Here is a 15,471-nt window from a genome sequence, read left to right as displayed (position 1 = left end):
TTCTCACCGACTTCGTCGGCCTTTCTCAGCGGCCATGCCCCAGGATTGACGGATGCTGCGCCGTCACCCCCTGCTGAGCCTCGCCACCGTGGCGTACTTGGCGATTGTGGGCTGGCTCACTCTGGGACCACAGCCGCTCGACGGGCGAGCTCGCAGCCTGCTGTGGAACGTCTTGGAGCGCCTACAGGCCTACGAGTCCCTGCAGTGGATCACCTATGACCGGGTCGAGTTCGCGGCCAATGTGCTCATGTTCATTCCGATCGGCCTGCTCTTTGTTCTTCTTTTCGGTCGCCGCCAATGGTGGTTCGCGATCCTCGTGAGTGTTCTCGTGACGGTGGGCATCGAGTTCGCGCAGCTGTTTCTGAACGACCGGGTCACCGACATCCGCGATCTGATCTCGAACGCCTCAGGGGCGGTCATCGGGGTCGTTCTCGCGCTGCTTCTCACGTGGCCCAAGGAAATAGCGCAGCGGCGCAGCTCCCGCAGTCAGAAGGGCGCTGACGCGAGGGTCTCCGGTCTCGTCTGACCTGCTACGACATGGCCCTAAACTTGGGGCATGCCTGAGAACGATATGAAGCCCCGCAGCCGCACCGTCACCGACGGAATCGAGGCGATGACTTCCCGCGGCATGCTGCGTGCAGTCGGAATGGGTGACGCCGACTGGGATAAGCCGCAGATCGGTGTTGCCAGTTCGTGGAACGAGATCACCCCCTGCAACCTGAGCCTGAGCCGCCTCGCGCAAGCCGCTAAAGAGGGCGTGTACTCCGGCGGCGGCTACCCGCTGCAGTTCGGCACGATCTCCGTCTCCGACGGAATCTCGATGGGCCATGAGGGCATGCACTTCTCGCTCGTCTCGCGCGAAGTCATTGCCGACTCCGTTGAGACTGTGATGATGGCGGAGCGCCTCGACGGCTCCGTCGTGCTGGCCGGATGCGACAAGTCGATCCCCGGCATGCTCATGGCGGCCGCGCGACTCAACCTTGCTTCAGTGTTCCTCTATGCCGGTTCCATCGCTCCGGGCTGGGTCAAGCTCAGCGACGGCACCGAGAAGGACATCACGATCATCGACTCGTTCGAGGCCGTCGGCGCTGTCAAGGCTGGCAAGATGTCGGCCGCAGACGCCAAGCGCATCGAGTGTGCCTTCGCGCCCGGCGAGGGTGCCTGTGGTGGCATGTACACGGCCAACACCATGGCGAGTGTCGCCGAGGCGCTCGGCATGAGCCTTCCCGGCTCGGCTTCGCCCGCATCCGCCGATCGCCGCCGCGACTACTACGCCCACCGCTCCGGCGAGGCCGTGGTGAACATGCTGCGCCTGGGCATCACGACGGGCGACATCCTCACTAAGAAGGCATTCGAGAACGCCATCGCCGTGGGCATGGCACTGGGCGGATCGACCAACATCATCCTTCACCTGCTCGCAATCGCGAACGAGGCGGGGGTTGACCTGACCCTCGATGACTTCAACCGCATCGGCGACAAGGTTCCCCACATCGGCGACCTCAAGCCGTTCGGCAAGTACGTGATGAACGACGTCGACCGTCATGGCGGGCTCCCCGTTCTTATGAAGGCGCTTCTTGACGCGGGACTCATGCACGGCGATGCCCTCACCGTCACGGGCAAGACCATGGCAGAGAACCTCGCCGAGATGGATATCGATCCTCTCGACGGCGAGGTTCTGCGCACGCTCGACAACCCCATCCACGCCTCGGGTGGTCTTGCGGTGCTCAAGGGAACGTTCGCCCCCGAGGGTGCTGTCGTCAAGACGGCTGGCTTCGACGCTGCTGTATTCGAGGGCCCCGCCCGCGTATTCGAGCGTGAGCGCGGAGCCATGGATGCTCTCACCGAGGGTCGAATCAAGGCTGGCGACATTGTCGTTATTCGTTACGAGGGACCCAAGGGCGGCCCCGGCATGCGCGAGATGCTCGCGATCACCGCGGCGATCAAGGGCGCGGGGCTCGGAAAAGATGTACTACTGTTGACGGACGGACGATTCTCAGGCGGCACAACCGGCCTGTGCATCGGCCACATAGCACCCGAGGCGGTGGACGCAGGTCCAATCGCATTCGTGCGCGATGGTGATCTGATTCGGGTCGATATCGCAGCTCGCTCACTCGACCTACTCGTCGATGAAGCAGAGCTGGAAGCTCGCCGCAACGGCTGGGCTCCACTTCCCCCGCGCTATACCCGTGGCGTTCTCGCGAAGTACTCCAAGCTCGTGCACTCTGCATCAGAGGGCGCAATCACGGGGTAGCCGCGTCACCTCAGCTCTAGGGGCACACCAGTGCCCCGGCCATTCGTGTTCACGATCACAAGGAATTCAGTGATGTCAGCAGACGCACCTCCCATTCCCACCAGCACGTCGAGCATGCCCGAGATCCTCACGGGATCCGGGGCAGTGCTCCGCTCGCTCGAAAAGCTCGGCATCACCGATGTCTTCGGTCTGCCGGGCGGCGCAATCATGCCGTTCTACGACGAACTCATGTCGTCGAAGTCGATCCGTCACATCCTCGTTCGTCACGAACAGGGTGCGGGTCACGCGGCTGAGGGCTATGCCTCGTCGAGCGGAAAGGTCGGAGTCGCCATCGCGACCTCTGGCCCCGGCGCGACCAACCTGGTGACGGCGATCGCCGACGCGTACATGGACTCGGTGCCGATGCTCGCGATCACCGGCCAGGTGTTCTCGACCTCGATGGGAACCGACGCGTTCCAGGAGATCGACATCGTAGGAATCACGATGCCGATCACCAAGCACTCGTTCCTCGTGAGCAAGCCCGAAGACATTCCGGGGGTGCTCGCGGCGGCCTACCAGATCGCAACGACCGGCCGCCCCGGCCCCGTTCTTGTCGACATCACCAAGGATGCGCAGCAGAATCGCGCGCCATTCGTGTGGCCGACTCAGGTCGACCTGCCCGGCTACCGCCCCGTCGTCAAGGCGCACGGCAAGCAGATCCAGGCGGCAGCCCAGCTGCTCGCCGAGGCCAAGCGCCCCGTGCTCTACGTTGGCGGCGGTGTTGTGCGTGCCGGAGCATCCGAGGTTCTTCTCAAGCTTGCAGAGACCGTCGGCGCGCCCGTCGTCACGACGCTTATGGCCCGCGGCGCTTTCCCCGACTCCCACGAACAGCACCTGGGCATGCCCGGGATGCACGGCACAGTTCCTGCCGTTCTCGCTATTCAGGAATCCGACCTTCTGGTGTCGCTCGGAGCTCGCTTCGACGACCGCGTCACGGGCAAGACGAGCGAGTTCGCGCCCCACGCCAAGGTTGTCCATGTCGACATCGACCCAGCGGAGATCTCGAAGATCCGTACGGCCGATGTTCCCATCGTCGGCGATGCCAAGGATGTCATCGCCGATCTGACCGCATCGTTCACCCAGATCGTCGGGGCACACGCCCCCGATCTTTCGGAGTGGTGGACGCGCCTCAACCTTTTGCGGGAGCAGTTCCCGCTCGGGTACGACGAGCCAGAAGATGGACTGCTCTCGCCGCAGTATGTGATCGAGCGAATCGGCGCGATAACCGGCCCTGAGGGCGTTTACGCCGCCGGAGTTGGCCAGCACCAGATGTGGGCTGCACAGTTCATCAAGTACGAGCGCCCCGGCGCCTGGCTCAACTCGGGCGGTGCAGGCACCATGGGCTACAGCGTGCCTGCGGCCATGGGTGCCAAGGTCGCCAATCCCGACCGCATCGTCTGGTCGATCGACGGTGACGGCTGCTTCCAGATGACCAATCAGGAGCTGGCAACCTGCACGATCAACGAGATTCCGATCAAGGTCGCGGTTATCAACAACTCGTCGCTCGGCATGGTTCGCCAGTGGCAGACGCTGCTGTATGAAGGCCGCCACTCGTTCACCGACCTCAACACGGGGCACGGCACGGCTATGGTTCCCGACTTCGTGAAGCTTGCGGAGGCCTACGGTGCCCTCGCGATTCGCGTCACGAAGAAAGAAGAAGTCGACGCTGCGATCAAGCTCGCTAACGAGACCAACGATCGCCCCGTTGTAATCGACTTCGTGGTGAGCCGTGACTCGATGGTGTGGCCCATGGTGCAGCAGGGTCGCGGCAACTCGGCCATCCAATACGTCCGCGATGCCGCGCCCGCCTGGGAAGAGGAATAAGCAATGAGTCATGTTCTGTCTCTCCTGGTCGAAGACAAGCCGGGTCTGCTCACACGGGTTGCTGGCCTCTTCGCGCGCCGTGGGTTCAACATTGAGAGCCTTGCGGTTGGCAAGAGTGAAATCGCGGGTCTCTCGCGCATCACCGTCGTCGTCGACGTCGACGAGCTGCCCCTTGAGCAGGTTACGAAGCAGCTCAACAAGCTGATCAACGTGATCAAGGTTGTCGAGCTCGACCCAGCGCAGACCGTTCAGCGCGAGCACATGCTCATCAAGGTGCGAGTGGACAACACCACTCGCAGCCAGATCCTCGAAGCGGCAACGCTGTTCCGCGCACGCATCGTCGATGTGTCGACGGATGCCGTGGTGATCGAGGTCACCGGTGACACTGCCAAGACCCAGGCCCTGCTCAAGGTGCTTGAGCCCTATGGCATCAAGGAGATCGCCCAGTCGGGGCTCCTCGCTATCGGGCGCGGAGCTAAGAGCATTACCGAGCGCGTTTTCAAGAACTGACGTGGGTTGCCGACTGATCGTGGTCGGCGTCTGCCCACACTGCACACCTCACACAACAAGGAGAAACACAAGTGACTGAGATCTTCTACGACAAGGACGCTGACCTGTCGCTCATCCAGAGCAAGAAGGTAGCCATCATCGGCTACGGCTCGCAGGGGCACGCTCACGCGCTGAACCTGCGCGACTCGGGCGTTGAGGTCGTCATCGCGCTCAAGGAGGGCTCGAAGTCGACTGCTAAGGCTCAGGAGGACGGCTTCGAGGTCAAGTCGGTCGCCGATGCCGCCGAGTGGGCCGACGTGATCATGATCCTCGCCCCCGACCAGTACCAGCGCTCGATCTTCAACGACGAGATCAAAGACAAGCTCACGCCGGGCAAGACCCTTGCCTTCGCTCACGGCTTCAACATCCGCTTCGGCTACATTGAGGTGCCCGAGGGCGTCGACGTCATCCTCGTCGCCCCCAAGGCTCCCGGACACACGGTTCGCCGCGAGTTCGTTGCCGGCCGTGGAATCCCGGACATCATCGCCGTCGAGCGTGACGCTTCTGGCACCGCCTGGGAACTCGCCAAGTCGTACGCCAAGGCCATCGGTGGAACCCGCGCCGGCGTGATCAAGACCACGTTCACCGAGGAGACCGAGACCGACCTGTTCGGTGAGCAGGCTGTTCTCTGCGGCGGTACCTCGCAGCTCGTTCAGTACGGTTTTGAGACCCTCGTCGAGGCGGGCTACCAGCCCGAGATCGCCTACTTCGAGGTTCTTCACGAGCTCAAGCTCATCGTCGACCTCATGTGGGAGGGCGGCATCGCCAAGCAGCGCTGGTCGGTCTCCGACACGGCCGAGTACGGCGACTACGTCTCCGGCCCCCGCGTGATCACGCCGGACGTAAAGGAGAACATGAAGGCCGTTCTCGCCGACATCCAGTCCGGTGCGTTCGCAGATCGCTTTATCAAGGACCAGGATGGTGGCGGCACTGAGTTCCTCGGCCTCCGTGAGAAGGGTGCAGCGCACCCCATCGAGGTCACGGGCAAGGAGCTTCGCTCGCTCTTCGCGTGGAAGCAGCAGGACGCCGACTACACGGACGGCTCCGCAGCGCGCTGAGTTCACTAAGCCGCGGGCCGGGTAGGCCCCGTCTCGCCTGATAAAGGGCCGACACTTCACAAGGGTGCCGGCCCTTTATCGTTCGTAGCGCTCGAAACGCTGCCGAAACATCGAGGCTCTCTCAACGAAACATCGTGTCTCTACTCTGACGAGCACGCGCCAACGGCCGTTCCCTGCGGGCGGCATCTCAGCAGCCAAGGCGCTTCCCCGAGAGAAAGAGGCCGTCAATGTTCCCTGTCCACGGATTCACCCGCCGCGCAGCAGCGGCAACGGCGGGGGCAGCGACGCTGGCTCTTCTCCTCGGCGCCTGCGCCGGGAGCAGCGCCGAGACGCCCTCCGGCGAGGACGGCTCGTTCGGCGACATTGCCATCCAGCTCTCGTGGATTAAAAACGCGGAGTTCGCGGGCGAGTTCTTCGCCGAGGAGCGCGGCTATTTCGCCGATGCAGGGTTCGACTCCGTGGAGCTTGTGCCAGGGCCAGTCTCGACCGAGGCGGCCGTCATCTCGGGCAATGTGATCATGGGGCTCGGCAACGCGATCTCGGCGGGCTCCGTCATCGCGGAGGAGGGTGCGCCGATCACGATCATCGGCACGACCTACCAAAAGAACCCGTTCACGATCTTGTCGCTTGAGGACCACGGCAACATCGCAACGGTCAATGACCTCAAGGGCAAGACAATCGGCGTGCAGGCGAGCAACCAGAACCTGTGGGAGGCGTTCCTCGCCCTCAACGACCTCACGCTTGACGACGTCAACACGGTGCCCGTTGAATACGATCCGACTCCCCTTTTCACGGGCGAACTCGACGGATGGTTTGCCTATCTCACGAATGAGGCGCTTGACGCTGAGCTTCAGGGCTTGAAGCCCGTGAACCTGCCATTTGCCGACAACGGCATGCCGTTTGTTGCCGAGAGCCTCATCGTGAACACCGCAGACATCGAAAACAACCGCGAGCTTCTCAAGGCCCTCCTTGTCGCCGAGATCAAGGGCTGGACCGATGCCATTGCCGAGACGGATGAGGCTGCCCGCCTCGCCGTCGAGGTGTTCGGCAGCGATCTCGGGCTGACGATGGAGAAGGAACTGCTGCAGGCTCAGGTGCAGGCGCGCGACCTGATCGTGAGCGATGAGACCGAGGCCAACGGGCTCTTCACCATCAGCGAGAAGATGCAGGAACTCTGCATTCAGACCCTCGCTGCCGCAGGCATCGAGGTGACCGCCGACCTACTCTTCGATATGTCTCTGCTCGCCGAGGTTTACGAAGAGAACCCCGAGCTGCTCGACTACGCCAAGTAGGGGCCAGATACATCGTGTCTTCTCAGACAGCCGGTGCCCGGGACGAGGTCTCGGGCACCGGAATACACATTTCGGGCCTCAGCAAGACCTTCGCGATGCGGCGTTCCCGAGTTGTCGCTCTCGCCGATACGACGCTGCAGAGCGAGCAGGGGAGCTTTCTCTCGTTGCTTGGGCCTTCAGGATGCGGCAAGTCCACGATCTTGCGCATCCTGGCCGGCCTCGAGACTCCGACATCAGGGGTCGCGATGGTCGACGGCAAGAACCCTGCGGAGCTTCGCGCCGGCCACAATCTGGGCATCGCGTTTCAGGATGCTGCGCTTCTGCCCTGGAGGAGCGTCGAAAGCAACATCCGCCTGCCATTCGAGGTTGCGGGGCTGCCCGTGGATCACGCCTATGTTTCGGACCTCATCAGCCTCGTGGGTCTCACGGGGTTTGAGAAGGCAAAACCGGCGCAGCTCTCTGGGGGCATGAAACAGAGGGTCTCGATCGCCCGCTCCCTGGTTCTCAAACCCTCCGTTCTGTTGCTCGATGAGCCTTTCGGCGCGCTCGACGACATGACGAGGCAACGCCTCAACATTGAGCTGCTTCGAATCTGGACGGAGAAGCCGGCAACGACGCTCATGGTGACCCACGGCATCTCTGAGGCCATTTTCTTGTCTGACCGGGTGGCCGTGATGTCGGCACGGCCCGGCCGCGTCAAAGAGGTTATCGACGTGGATCTGCCTCGACCCCGCGTTGCCGAGATGATGCGGACACCGGAGTTTCACGCGCTGCACGACCGCGCATCCGAACTGTTGTTCGGCGGAGAATCGACCAGCTCGGCAGAACGCGAACTTGAACCGGTGGTGGAGTAGCGGTGCCGAGGAACGCGATGCCCGCCTGGCTCTCTGCTGCGCTTGCTGCCGCGGTGATCATCGGGCTCTGGTGGGTCGGTGCCGTCACGGTTTTTGCCGATGCTGGCGTTGGTGACCGAGGAGCTATTCCCACGCCGCTGGGTGTCGTGCAGAAGATCATCGAGGATGGAATCGGCTTCTATCTCACCCACGTAGCAGTGACTCTCGGGGAGGCCGCCCAGGGGTTTCTCTGGGGCACGGTCTTGGCGCTGGCCGTATCGGCTCTGGTGCTCGTCTGGCCGCGCCTTGAGGGCGTTGTCACGCAGGTCGCCGTCGTCACCTACTGTCTGCCGCTCGTTGCTATCGGCCCGCTCATCTATGTGGTCATTGGCGCTCCCAAGGCAGGAGAAGCATCCGGAACAGCCATCGTGCTTGCCGCGCTCTCGGTGTTCTTTACGACCGTGGTCAACACTCTTCTCGGCCTCAAATCGGCCGACCGCTCGTCGCTGGATATCGTCGCGGTATATGGCGGATCGCGGTTCACGCAGCTTCGCAAGGTGAGGTCGGTTGCGAGCCTTCCCGGAATACTGTCCGGTCTGCAGATCGCGGTTCCGTCGGCCTTTCTCGGCGCAGTGCTCGGGGAGTGGTTCGGCGGTGTGCAGCGCGGAGTTGGCCCGGCGCTCATCATTGCGGCGCAGTCGACCAACATCGAAAGGACCTGGGCGCTCGTGCTCATCTCGGGGGCCGTCGCGGCTCTCGGGTACATGGTTTTTGGTCTGGTCGCGCGGTTCGTGACGCCGTGGTCCACCGGGCAGGTGGTCGCGGCATGAGCGGCGGAGAGCCCATGGTGCGCCGAGGGGCGGTGCGCGCCGTCGCCAGCAGTCTCGGCAGATCGGCGGCGACGGCACTCATCACCGTGGCTGTCGTGATCGGTGCGTGGTTCGCAATCATCGCGGTGCTCGACATTTCGTCCTTTCTGGCGAAGACGCCTCTGGACGTGATCGACTGGTTGTTCGTTCGCGAGGATGCGCCCGAGAATCTGGCGAAGGTCTGGGGGCTGCTGCTGATAACACTCGCCGACGCGAGCATCGGCTTTAGCGTCGGGCTTCTCGTGGCACTCATCGTTGCCCTGGCGTTCGCTCTCTCTCGGGGCCTCGAGCAGGCGCTCATGCCCATGGCGCTACTGCTGAGATCTATTCCTCTCGTCGCGCTCGCCCCCATTCTCATGCTCATATTTGGACGCGGCATCACGATGACGGCCGTCATGGGTGCCATCGTCGTGCTGTTCCCCGCCCTCGTGACAATCGCCTTCGGCCTGCGCAGCGCTTCGGCTCAGATCGCTGATGTCATCACCGTCTATGGAGGCACCCGACTCACGGTGCTGCGCACAGTGGCTCTGCCGAGCTCTATGCCCGCATTCTTCGCCGCTGTGCGGATTTCTGTGCCCGCCGCCATCACGGGAGCGCTGCTGGCCGAATGGCTGGCAACAGGGCAGGGGCTCGGGTACTCGATCACCACCGCGGTCGCCCAGGTCAAGAATTTTGAGGTCTGGTCTTCTGTCGTGGCGGTGACGCTGGCATCCGTCGTGCTCTATGCGCTCGCGCAACTGGTGGAGAACATCGTTTTGGCGAGGATGGGTGCTGCGGCGATCGGTGACGCTCACCGGCCCTAGGCTCGATGGTGCGCGGTGACCGGAGCTAATCGGCCACTCGCGAGAATTCTGCTTGCCGTACCCCCAAGGAACTTCATGTCACAGCACGCCCCTGCCCATTCCCTGCTCGGGCTCCCCAAAGCAGAACTCCACCTACACATTGAGGGCACGTTCGAGCCGGAGCTCGTCTTTGCGCTCGCGGCGCGCAACGGCATCGAGCTGCCCTATGCGAGCGTCGAGGAGCTGAGGCAGAGCTATAGCTTCGACGGCCTCGTGTCGTTTCTCGACCTGTACTACGGGTGCATGGCAGTGCTGCGCACAGAACGGGACTTCTACGAACTGGCGATGGCGTATTACGAGCGCGCGAGCGCTCAGGGCGTGCGGCACGCCGAGATCTTCTTTGACCCCCAGGCCCACACGAGCAGGGGCGTCTCGATCGACACGGTCATCGACGGCCTGACCAGGGCAGCGGCGGATGCTCACAGCACGCTTGGCATAACGGGCGGGCTCATTATGTGCTTTCTCCGCGACCTGCCCGTCTCGAGTGCTCACGAGACGCTCGAATCGGTGGCGCACCGTGTGGGCGACCTCATCGGCGTCGGCCTCGATTCTGCGGAGGCAGGGTTTCCGCCGAGTCTGTTTGCTGAGGTGTATTCCCGGGCGGCCGAACTCGGCCTCCGTCTTGTCGCCCACGCCGGCGAGGAGGGGCCATCCGACTATGTCTGGGAGGCGCTTCGCCTGCTCAAGGTCGAGCGCATCGATCATGGCGTGCGCAGCCTCGAGGACTCCGACCTCGTGGACTATTTGCGCGAGAACCGCATCCCGCTAACCGTGTGCCCCCTTTCCAACCTGCGGTTGGGTGGGCACGTTGCATTCAACGCCCTTCCGGCGCTCATCGAGGCCGGGCTGTTCGTGACCGTGAACTCCGACGACCCCGCGTATTTTGGCGGCTACGTCGGCGACAACTTCACCCAGATTGAGAGGGTCTTTGGGCTCTCTCAGTCGAAGCTCGTGGAGCTGGCCCAGAACTCGGTGGTCGCCTCTTTCGCCCCGGATTCTCGCAAGCAGCAGCTCCTTGCAGAGATCGACGAGTGGATCGGCGTCAACCAGGGCAGTCAACTGAGTGCTCGGCGCTAGAGTCAGTACATGCACTCCGAAGCCGACGACGAGGCCCTGACCTGGGACGGCGCTGAACCCGATAACATCGCCGCTCGGCCGGTGGAGGCCCCGAGCGAGCCGTCGTCAGAGGCGCCAGCAGCCGCATCCGCTAGCGCCGGGAGCAGCTCCCTCCTGCTTGTTTTCTACGGCATCCTGGGCGGCGTCTACCTGCTCTACGTGGTCGGATGGATCATCGCGGTTGGTCGAGACACGTTCTCTCAGGCGAGCCTTTTCGCCGAGATCATGTACCAGCTCGGTGAGTTCTTGGCCATTGCATCTCCTTTGATTTGGATGGGCGCCGTGTTCGTGCTTACCCGGCACAAACGCCCACTACTTCGTGTTCTCCTTCTGCTGCTGGGCGCCGTCGTGCTGGTGCCGTGGCCGTTCATTCTGGGAGGTTCAGCGTGAGCGAAACCGCTGGCACGGCATCTGCACCAGCCGTCACCGCCCGAACCCGGCGCTCATGGCCCTCGATCACGGTTGCAATCGTCTTCGCGCTGTTTTATGCCTGGGACTTTTTTGAGGCCATCACCAATCTGTTCGGCGTCGTCGAATTGCTGGATGCGCGCAACGAGTTCCTGGCAGACAACGACCTCGCCCCGGTCTCGGTTCCGTGGGCGACCTTGATCGTGAACCTTCTGCTTCCCGCCACAGCATTCGCCATCGCGTGGTGGATCGGGCGCCGCCGCTCGCTGGGAGTGCAGGCTCTTCTCTACCTGACCGGGTTGGCCGTCGTGGCGGCGTTGACGCTCTCTCTGACGTCACTTCTGTAGCGTGCTGGGCCCGTCTTGGCCCGTCACGTCGGCTGCGAGCGGTGCACTAAACTGACCCTGCCGTGACCTGAATGAGCCTCGGCGACAACCCAACCCTTCGACGAATGGATCATTTCGTGGCAAAGCCGATCGTGCTGATCGCTGAAGAACTTTCGCCCGCAACCGTCGAGGCCCTTGGCCCCGACTTCGACATCCGCTCGGTAGACGGCACCGACCGTCCGGCGCTGCTGTCGGCTCTCGCTGATGCGTCTGCCGTGCTGATCCGATCTGCCACGAAGATGGACGAGGAGGCGATTGCCGCAGGCAAGAAGCTCAAGGTCATCGCTCGCGCAGGAGTCGGGCTCGACAACGTCGACATCAAGGCTGCAACGACGGCTGGCGTCATGGTCGTGAACGCGCCGACCTCCAACGTGATCTCGGCAGCGGAACTCGCGGTGGGCCACATCCTGAGCCTTGCCCGGTTCATCCCCGAGGCGAACCAGTCCATGAAGGCGGGGGAGTGGAAGCGCTCCAAGTACACCGGTATCGAGCTTTTTGAGAAGACGATCGGCATTGTTGGCCTCGGCCGCATCGGCACGCTCGTCGCTCAGCGACTTGCAGGGTTCGGCGCCAACCTCATCGCGTATGACCCGTACGTCACGCCCACGCGCGCACAGCAGCTCGGCGTTTCGGTCGTGAGCCTGGACGAGCTCATCGAGCAGTCCGACTTCATCACCATTCACATTCCCAAGACGCCGGAGACGACGGGCCTCTTTGGGGCAGCCGAGTTCGCCAAGGCAAAGCCGACCCTGCGCATCGTGAACTGCAGCCGCGGCGGAATTATCGACGAGGATGCCCTCTTCGAGGCGCTGTCGACTAAGCGCATTGCCGCCGCTGGTCTCGATGTCTTCGTGAGCGAGCCCCCCCAGGACTCGCCCCTCACGACCCTCGACAACATCGTTCTGACGCCCCACCTCGGCGCGTCAACGGATGAGGCTCAGGAGAAGGCTGGCGTCTCTGTTGCCAAGTCGGTGCGTCTCGCTCTCGATGGCGAGCTCGTTCCCGACGCGGTGAACGTGGCCGGTGGCGTCATCGACGAGTCGGTTCGCCCGGGCATTCCGCTCATGGAGAAGCTGGGCCAGATCTTCAGCGCTCTCGCCCAGGGACCGGTCACGAGCGTGGATGTTGAGGTTCGCGGCGAGATCGCGGATCTCGATGTCAAGGTGCTCAAGCTTGCCGCGCTCAAGGGAATCTTCACGAACGTTGTCAGCGAGACGGTGTCCTACGTCAACGCGCCCCTGCTCGCCGACCAGCGCGGCATCGAGGTGCGCCTGATCACTGACCCCGTGAGCGATGAATACCGCAACCTGCTGACCATTCGTGGCGGTCTCACTGACGGCACGCAGCTTTCGGTTTCTGCGACTCTCACGGGAACCAAGCAGATCGAGAAGCTGGTCGAGATCAACGGCCACGACGTCGAGGTGCCGATCTCTCAGCACCACATCGTCATGCTTTACACCGACCGCCCCGGGATCGTCGCGGTCTATGGCAAGGAGTTCGGTGACGCCGGCATCAACATCGCTGGCATGCAGATCAGCCGCCGCGAGGCTGGCGGCCAGGCGCTCAGCGTTCTCACGATCGACTCGCCCGCACCGGAGAGCCTGATCGAGAAGGTTCGCGTGGCTATCGACGCCGACGTGATGAAGGAAATCGACATCACGGAGTCCTAGTCTCCGCCGCAACAACAGAAGAGGCGCCCGCCGGAAGATTCCGGCGGGCGCCTCGTCGTTGCTGTGAGGGCTTAGACCATTCCGGGGACGACGACGGCGATCACGATGTTGGTCAGCGTGAGCAGACCGATCGTGCCGAGCACCGCAGGGGAGACCGGCTTCTTCTTGCGGTTGACCAGCGCGAGCACGTAAATCACGATGACGATGAACAGCTTGATGCCGATCTTCATGTGGTTCACCTCGCCGTCGCGCATCTCGGCGAGGACGACGAGAAGCAACCCGGTCACGAGCTGGGTAAGCGCACCGTGAAGGATTGCGGGGTTGATTACAGCCGACTTGGTGCGGAAGGCCGACATCTGCACCAAGAAGCCGCCCAGAAGGGAGGCGAGGCCGATGAAGTGGAGGATGACAAGTACATCGCGCAGGATTTCCATAGCCTGAGTGTATCCGACAGCCTGTCGGTATGTTGCTATACTGGACTTGCCGACATCGTGTCGGCAAGATTGGGTTGGAATGTTCTTAGCTCTCCGCGACCTGCGCTTCGCTCGTGGTCGCTTCTTGCTTATGGGTGTCGTAGTCGCCCTTATGGCCACACTCTCGGTGATTCTCTCTGGACTATCCTCAGGCCTCGTGGACCACGGCGTCTCAGGCCTGCGCGACATGAAGGCCGATTCGTTCGCCTTCGACGAGACGGTGACGAGCGATCAGTTCTCACGCTCCACGGTGGATGTCACGGCGGCAGCCGAATGGGAAGGCGTTGACGGTGTCACCGCGGCGACTCCTGTCGGCAGCGCGCTCGTTCACGCAGAAAGCGACAATGGAGTGCAGCTCAGCGCGGCACTCTTTGGCATCGAGAAGGGCAGCTTTCTCGAACCAGATCTGATCGACGGAGACGGCGTCGGTTCAGTGGAGAACGGCGTCGTCATCTCGCAGGGCATCGCCGACGACGAGATCGGCATCGGCGACGTCATCACGATCGACCGCATCGGCACGGAACTCACCGTCGTGGGCACCACGGGCAGCGCTTCATACGGCCACGTGGCGGTCATCTACCTGCCGCTCTCCGTGTGGCAGACGGTCGCCTACGGCATGCCGGGGGATGTTCCCGCGAGCGCCTTCGAGGTCGCCACGGCCATCGCCATTCAGCACGACGATGCCCTGAGCGACTCGGCTGTCGCAGGGACCTCTGCGATCAGCAAGACCGAGGCCTTCAACGCATCGCCCGGCTACGAGGCCGAGACCTCGACGATGGTGCTCATCCAGGTCTTTCTCTACATAATTTCTGCACTCGTCGTCGGAGCATTCTTCACCGTGTGGACTGTGCAGCGCCAACCCGAGATTGCTCTCCTCAAGGCAGTGGGTGCCTCGGGAGGCTACGTCGTGAGAGACGCGCTCTCGCAGGTTCTGATCATCCTGGTCGGAGCAACCGCAGTCGGCGGAGCAGCCGGATGGGCGCTCGGCGCAGCGATGCCGGCAGGCATGCCGTTCGTGCTTGAGGTTGGCCCCGTGCTCACGGGATTCGGCCTCATCATCGTGCTCGGCGCGGCGGGGGCGCTGGTTGCCATTCGACAGATCACACGGGTTGACCCCCTCATTGCGCTGGGAGGCGCCCGATGACCACATCACACTCACTAACACCAGCACTCTCGCTCACCGACGTCACGCTCACGTTGCCAGCCGGTGACGAGACGGTGACCGCGCTTGATCGCGTCTCGCTCGAGGTCGCCCGCGGCGAACTCGTCGCCATCGTCGGCCCCTCAGGTTCGGGAAAATCGAGCCTGCTCGCTGTTGCGGGAGCGCTCATGCCCGCAACCTCCGGCACGGTTGTCATCGGCGGGCAGGCCATCAGCGGCCTCTCCAAGCGAAAGCTAGCGCAGCTTCGCCAAGATCAGATCGGGTTTGTCTTTCAGTCGACCAACCTGCTCCCGTCGCTGTCGGCTCGCGATCAGCTGCTCATCGTTCCGCACATTGCCGGGCGTATCACCGCACAGCACCGGGCCAAGGCCGACGAGCTATTGGCCTCGGTTGGCATGACACACCGGGCCGATCGGCGCCCCTCTCAGCTCTCGGGCGGCGAGCGGCAGCGGGTCGGCATCGCACGGGCGCTCATGGGCGACCCTGCGGTGCTTCTCGTCGACGAGCCGACCAGCGCCCTCGATCATTCGCGAGCCGATGACATCGTGGCGCTCCTCGCGGAGCGCGTGCATGCCACGGGAACTGCATGTGTTATGGTCACCCACGACACTGAGGTTCTCTCTCACACCGACCGGGTGCTGCGGATGCAGGACGGCGTGCTGGCAAAGCCCGCCCCCGCATCGCTTGCATAATGGACTA

16 protein-coding genes are annotated in these 15,471 nt (G+C 63.2%); 15 read left to right on the top strand and 1 reads right to left on the bottom strand.

What is annotated here, in order from left to right; genetic code table 11:
• Window positions 1–52 precede the first annotated feature (52 nt).
• From C2138_RS09310 to serA, 13 genes are all read left to right on the top strand, one after another.
• Window positions 53–526, top strand: a complete 474-nt coding sequence (locus C2138_RS09310) for a VanZ family protein (RefSeq protein ID WP_241961093.1) — start codon at window positions 53–55, stop codon at window positions 524–526.
• A 30-nt stretch (window positions 527–556) separates the two neighbouring features.
• Complete coding sequence (ilvD, locus tag C2138_RS09305) at window positions 557–2,251, top strand: dihydroxy-acid dehydratase (RefSeq protein WP_108517309.1); 1,695 nt, start codon at window positions 557–559, stop codon at window positions 2,249–2,251.
• Window positions 2,252–2,323: 72 nt separating this feature from the next.
• A complete protein-coding gene (locus C2138_RS09300) occupies window positions 2,324–4,114 on the top strand; it encodes an acetolactate synthase large subunit (protein ID WP_108517307.1) in 1,791 nt (596 codons plus the stop codon).
• 3 nt (window positions 4,115–4,117) lie between these two features.
• Window positions 4,118–4,624, top strand: a complete 507-nt coding sequence (ilvN, locus tag C2138_RS09295; protein ID WP_108517305.1) for an acetolactate synthase small subunit — start codon at window positions 4,118–4,120, stop codon at window positions 4,622–4,624.
• Between the two features lie 71 nt (window positions 4,625–4,695).
• On the top strand, window positions 4,696–5,721 hold the full coding sequence (gene ilvC / locus C2138_RS09290) for a ketol-acid reductoisomerase (protein ID WP_108517304.1): 1,026 nt from the start codon (window positions 4,696–4,698) through the stop codon (window positions 5,719–5,721).
• A 227-nt stretch (window positions 5,722–5,948) separates the two neighbouring features.
• A complete protein-coding gene (locus C2138_RS09285) occupies window positions 5,949–7,013 on the top strand; it encodes an ABC transporter substrate-binding protein (protein WP_108517302.1) in 1,065 nt (354 codons plus the stop codon).
• Between the two features lie 14 nt (window positions 7,014–7,027).
• Window positions 7,028–7,867, top strand: a complete 840-nt coding sequence (locus C2138_RS09280; protein ID WP_422395397.1) for an ABC transporter ATP-binding protein — start codon at window positions 7,028–7,030, stop codon at window positions 7,865–7,867.
• A 17-nt stretch (window positions 7,868–7,884) separates the two neighbouring features.
• Complete coding sequence (locus C2138_RS09275; protein WP_108517300.1) at window positions 7,885–8,676, top strand: ABC transporter permease; 792 nt, start codon at window positions 7,885–7,887, stop codon at window positions 8,674–8,676.
• Window positions 8,673–9,518, top strand: a complete 846-nt coding sequence (locus C2138_RS09270; RefSeq protein ID WP_108517298.1) for an ABC transporter permease — start codon at window positions 8,673–8,675, stop codon at window positions 9,516–9,518. The genes C2138_RS09275 and C2138_RS09270 overlap by 4 nt, the downstream gene beginning before the upstream one ends.
• A gap of 75 nt (window positions 9,519–9,593) precedes the next feature.
• Window positions 9,594–10,634: an adenosine deaminase gene (locus C2138_RS09265; RefSeq protein WP_108517296.1), complete on the top strand. Its 1,041-nt coding sequence runs from the start codon at window positions 9,594–9,596 to the stop codon at window positions 10,632–10,634.
• 9 nt (window positions 10,635–10,643) lie between these two features.
• The gene (locus C2138_RS09260) at window positions 10,644–11,063 is read left to right on the top strand and encodes a hypothetical protein (RefSeq protein ID WP_108517294.1); all 420 of its coding nucleotides are present in this window, start codon (window positions 10,644–10,646) and stop codon (window positions 11,061–11,063) included.
• The gene (locus C2138_RS09255; protein WP_108517292.1) at window positions 11,060–11,428 is read left to right on the top strand and encodes a hypothetical protein; all 369 of its coding nucleotides are present in this window, start codon (window positions 11,060–11,062) and stop codon (window positions 11,426–11,428) included. Before C2138_RS09260 ends, C2138_RS09255 begins: the two co-directional genes overlap by 4 nt.
• Window positions 11,429–11,544: 116 nt before the next feature.
• A complete protein-coding gene (gene serA, locus C2138_RS09250; protein WP_108519000.1) occupies window positions 11,545–13,137 on the top strand; it encodes a phosphoglycerate dehydrogenase in 1,593 nt (530 codons plus the stop codon).
• Between the two features lie 71 nt (window positions 13,138–13,208).
• Here serA and C2138_RS09245 read toward each other — a convergent pair whose 3' ends face one another.
• The gene (locus C2138_RS09245; RefSeq protein ID WP_108517291.1) at window positions 13,209–13,571 is read right to left on the bottom strand and encodes a hypothetical protein; all 363 of its coding nucleotides are present in this window, start codon (window positions 13,569–13,571) and stop codon (window positions 13,209–13,211) included.
• A 79-nt stretch (window positions 13,572–13,650) separates the two neighbouring features.
• On the opposite strand from C2138_RS09245, the gene C2138_RS09240 reads away from it, so the two are divergent.
• Both C2138_RS09240 and C2138_RS09235 read left to right on the top strand, forming a co-directional pair.
• Window positions 13,651–14,754, top strand: a complete 1,104-nt coding sequence (locus C2138_RS09240) for an ABC transporter permease (RefSeq protein ID WP_108517289.1) — start codon at window positions 13,651–13,653, stop codon at window positions 14,752–14,754.
• Window positions 14,751–15,464, top strand: a complete 714-nt coding sequence (locus tag C2138_RS09235) for an ABC transporter ATP-binding protein (RefSeq protein WP_108517287.1) — start codon at window positions 14,751–14,753, stop codon at window positions 15,462–15,464. Before C2138_RS09240 ends, C2138_RS09235 begins: the two co-directional genes overlap by 4 nt.
• Window positions 15,465–15,471: the final 7 nt, after the last annotated feature.

This window comes from Salinibacterium hongtaonis (assembly GCF_003065485.1).
In the GTDB taxonomy this organism is placed as follows: Bacteria; Actinomycetota; Actinomycetes; order Actinomycetales; family Microbacteriaceae; genus Homoserinimonas; species Homoserinimonas hongtaonis.
This window is presented reverse-complemented; position numbering and strand designations above follow the sequence as displayed.

Bases quoted from the DNA above. Each gene is read 5' to 3' on its own strand.
- C2138_RS09235 (WP_108517287.1), top strand. From the start codon at position 14,751: ATGACCACATCACACTCACTAACACCAGCACTCTCGCTCACCGACGTC.
- C2138_RS09265 (WP_108517296.1), top strand. From the start codon at position 9,594: ATGTCACAGCACGCCCCTGCCCATTCCCTGCTCGGGCTCCCCAAAGCA.
- ilvN (WP_108517305.1), top strand. From the start codon at position 4,118: ATGAGTCATGTTCTGTCTCTCCTGGTCGAAGACAAGCCGGGTCTGCTC.
- C2138_RS09285 (WP_108517302.1), top strand. From the start codon at position 5,949: ATGTTCCCTGTCCACGGATTCACCCGCCGCGCAGCAGCGGCAACGGCG.
- C2138_RS09260 (WP_108517294.1), top strand. From the start codon at position 10,644: ATGCACTCCGAAGCCGACGACGAGGCCCTGACCTGGGACGGCGCTGAA.
- C2138_RS09300 (WP_108517307.1), top strand. From the start codon at position 2,324: ATGTCAGCAGACGCACCTCCCATTCCCACCAGCACGTCGAGCATGCCC.
- C2138_RS09270 (WP_108517298.1), top strand. From the start codon at position 8,673: ATGAGCGGCGGAGAGCCCATGGTGCGCCGAGGGGCGGTGCGCGCCGTC.
- C2138_RS09275 (WP_108517300.1), top strand. From the start codon at position 7,885: ATGCCCGCCTGGCTCTCTGCTGCGCTTGCTGCCGCGGTGATCATCGGG.
- C2138_RS09240 (WP_108517289.1), top strand. From the start codon at position 13,651: ATGTTCTTAGCTCTCCGCGACCTGCGCTTCGCTCGTGGTCGCTTCTTG.
- ilvD (WP_108517309.1), top strand. From the start codon at position 557: ATGCCTGAGAACGATATGAAGCCCCGCAGCCGCACCGTCACCGACGGA.
- C2138_RS09310 (WP_241961093.1), top strand. From the start codon at position 53: ATGCTGCGCCGTCACCCCCTGCTGAGCCTCGCCACCGTGGCGTACTTG.
- C2138_RS09245 (WP_108517291.1), bottom strand. From the start codon at position 13,571: ATGGAAATCCTGCGCGATGTACTTGTCATCCTCCACTTCATCGGCCTC.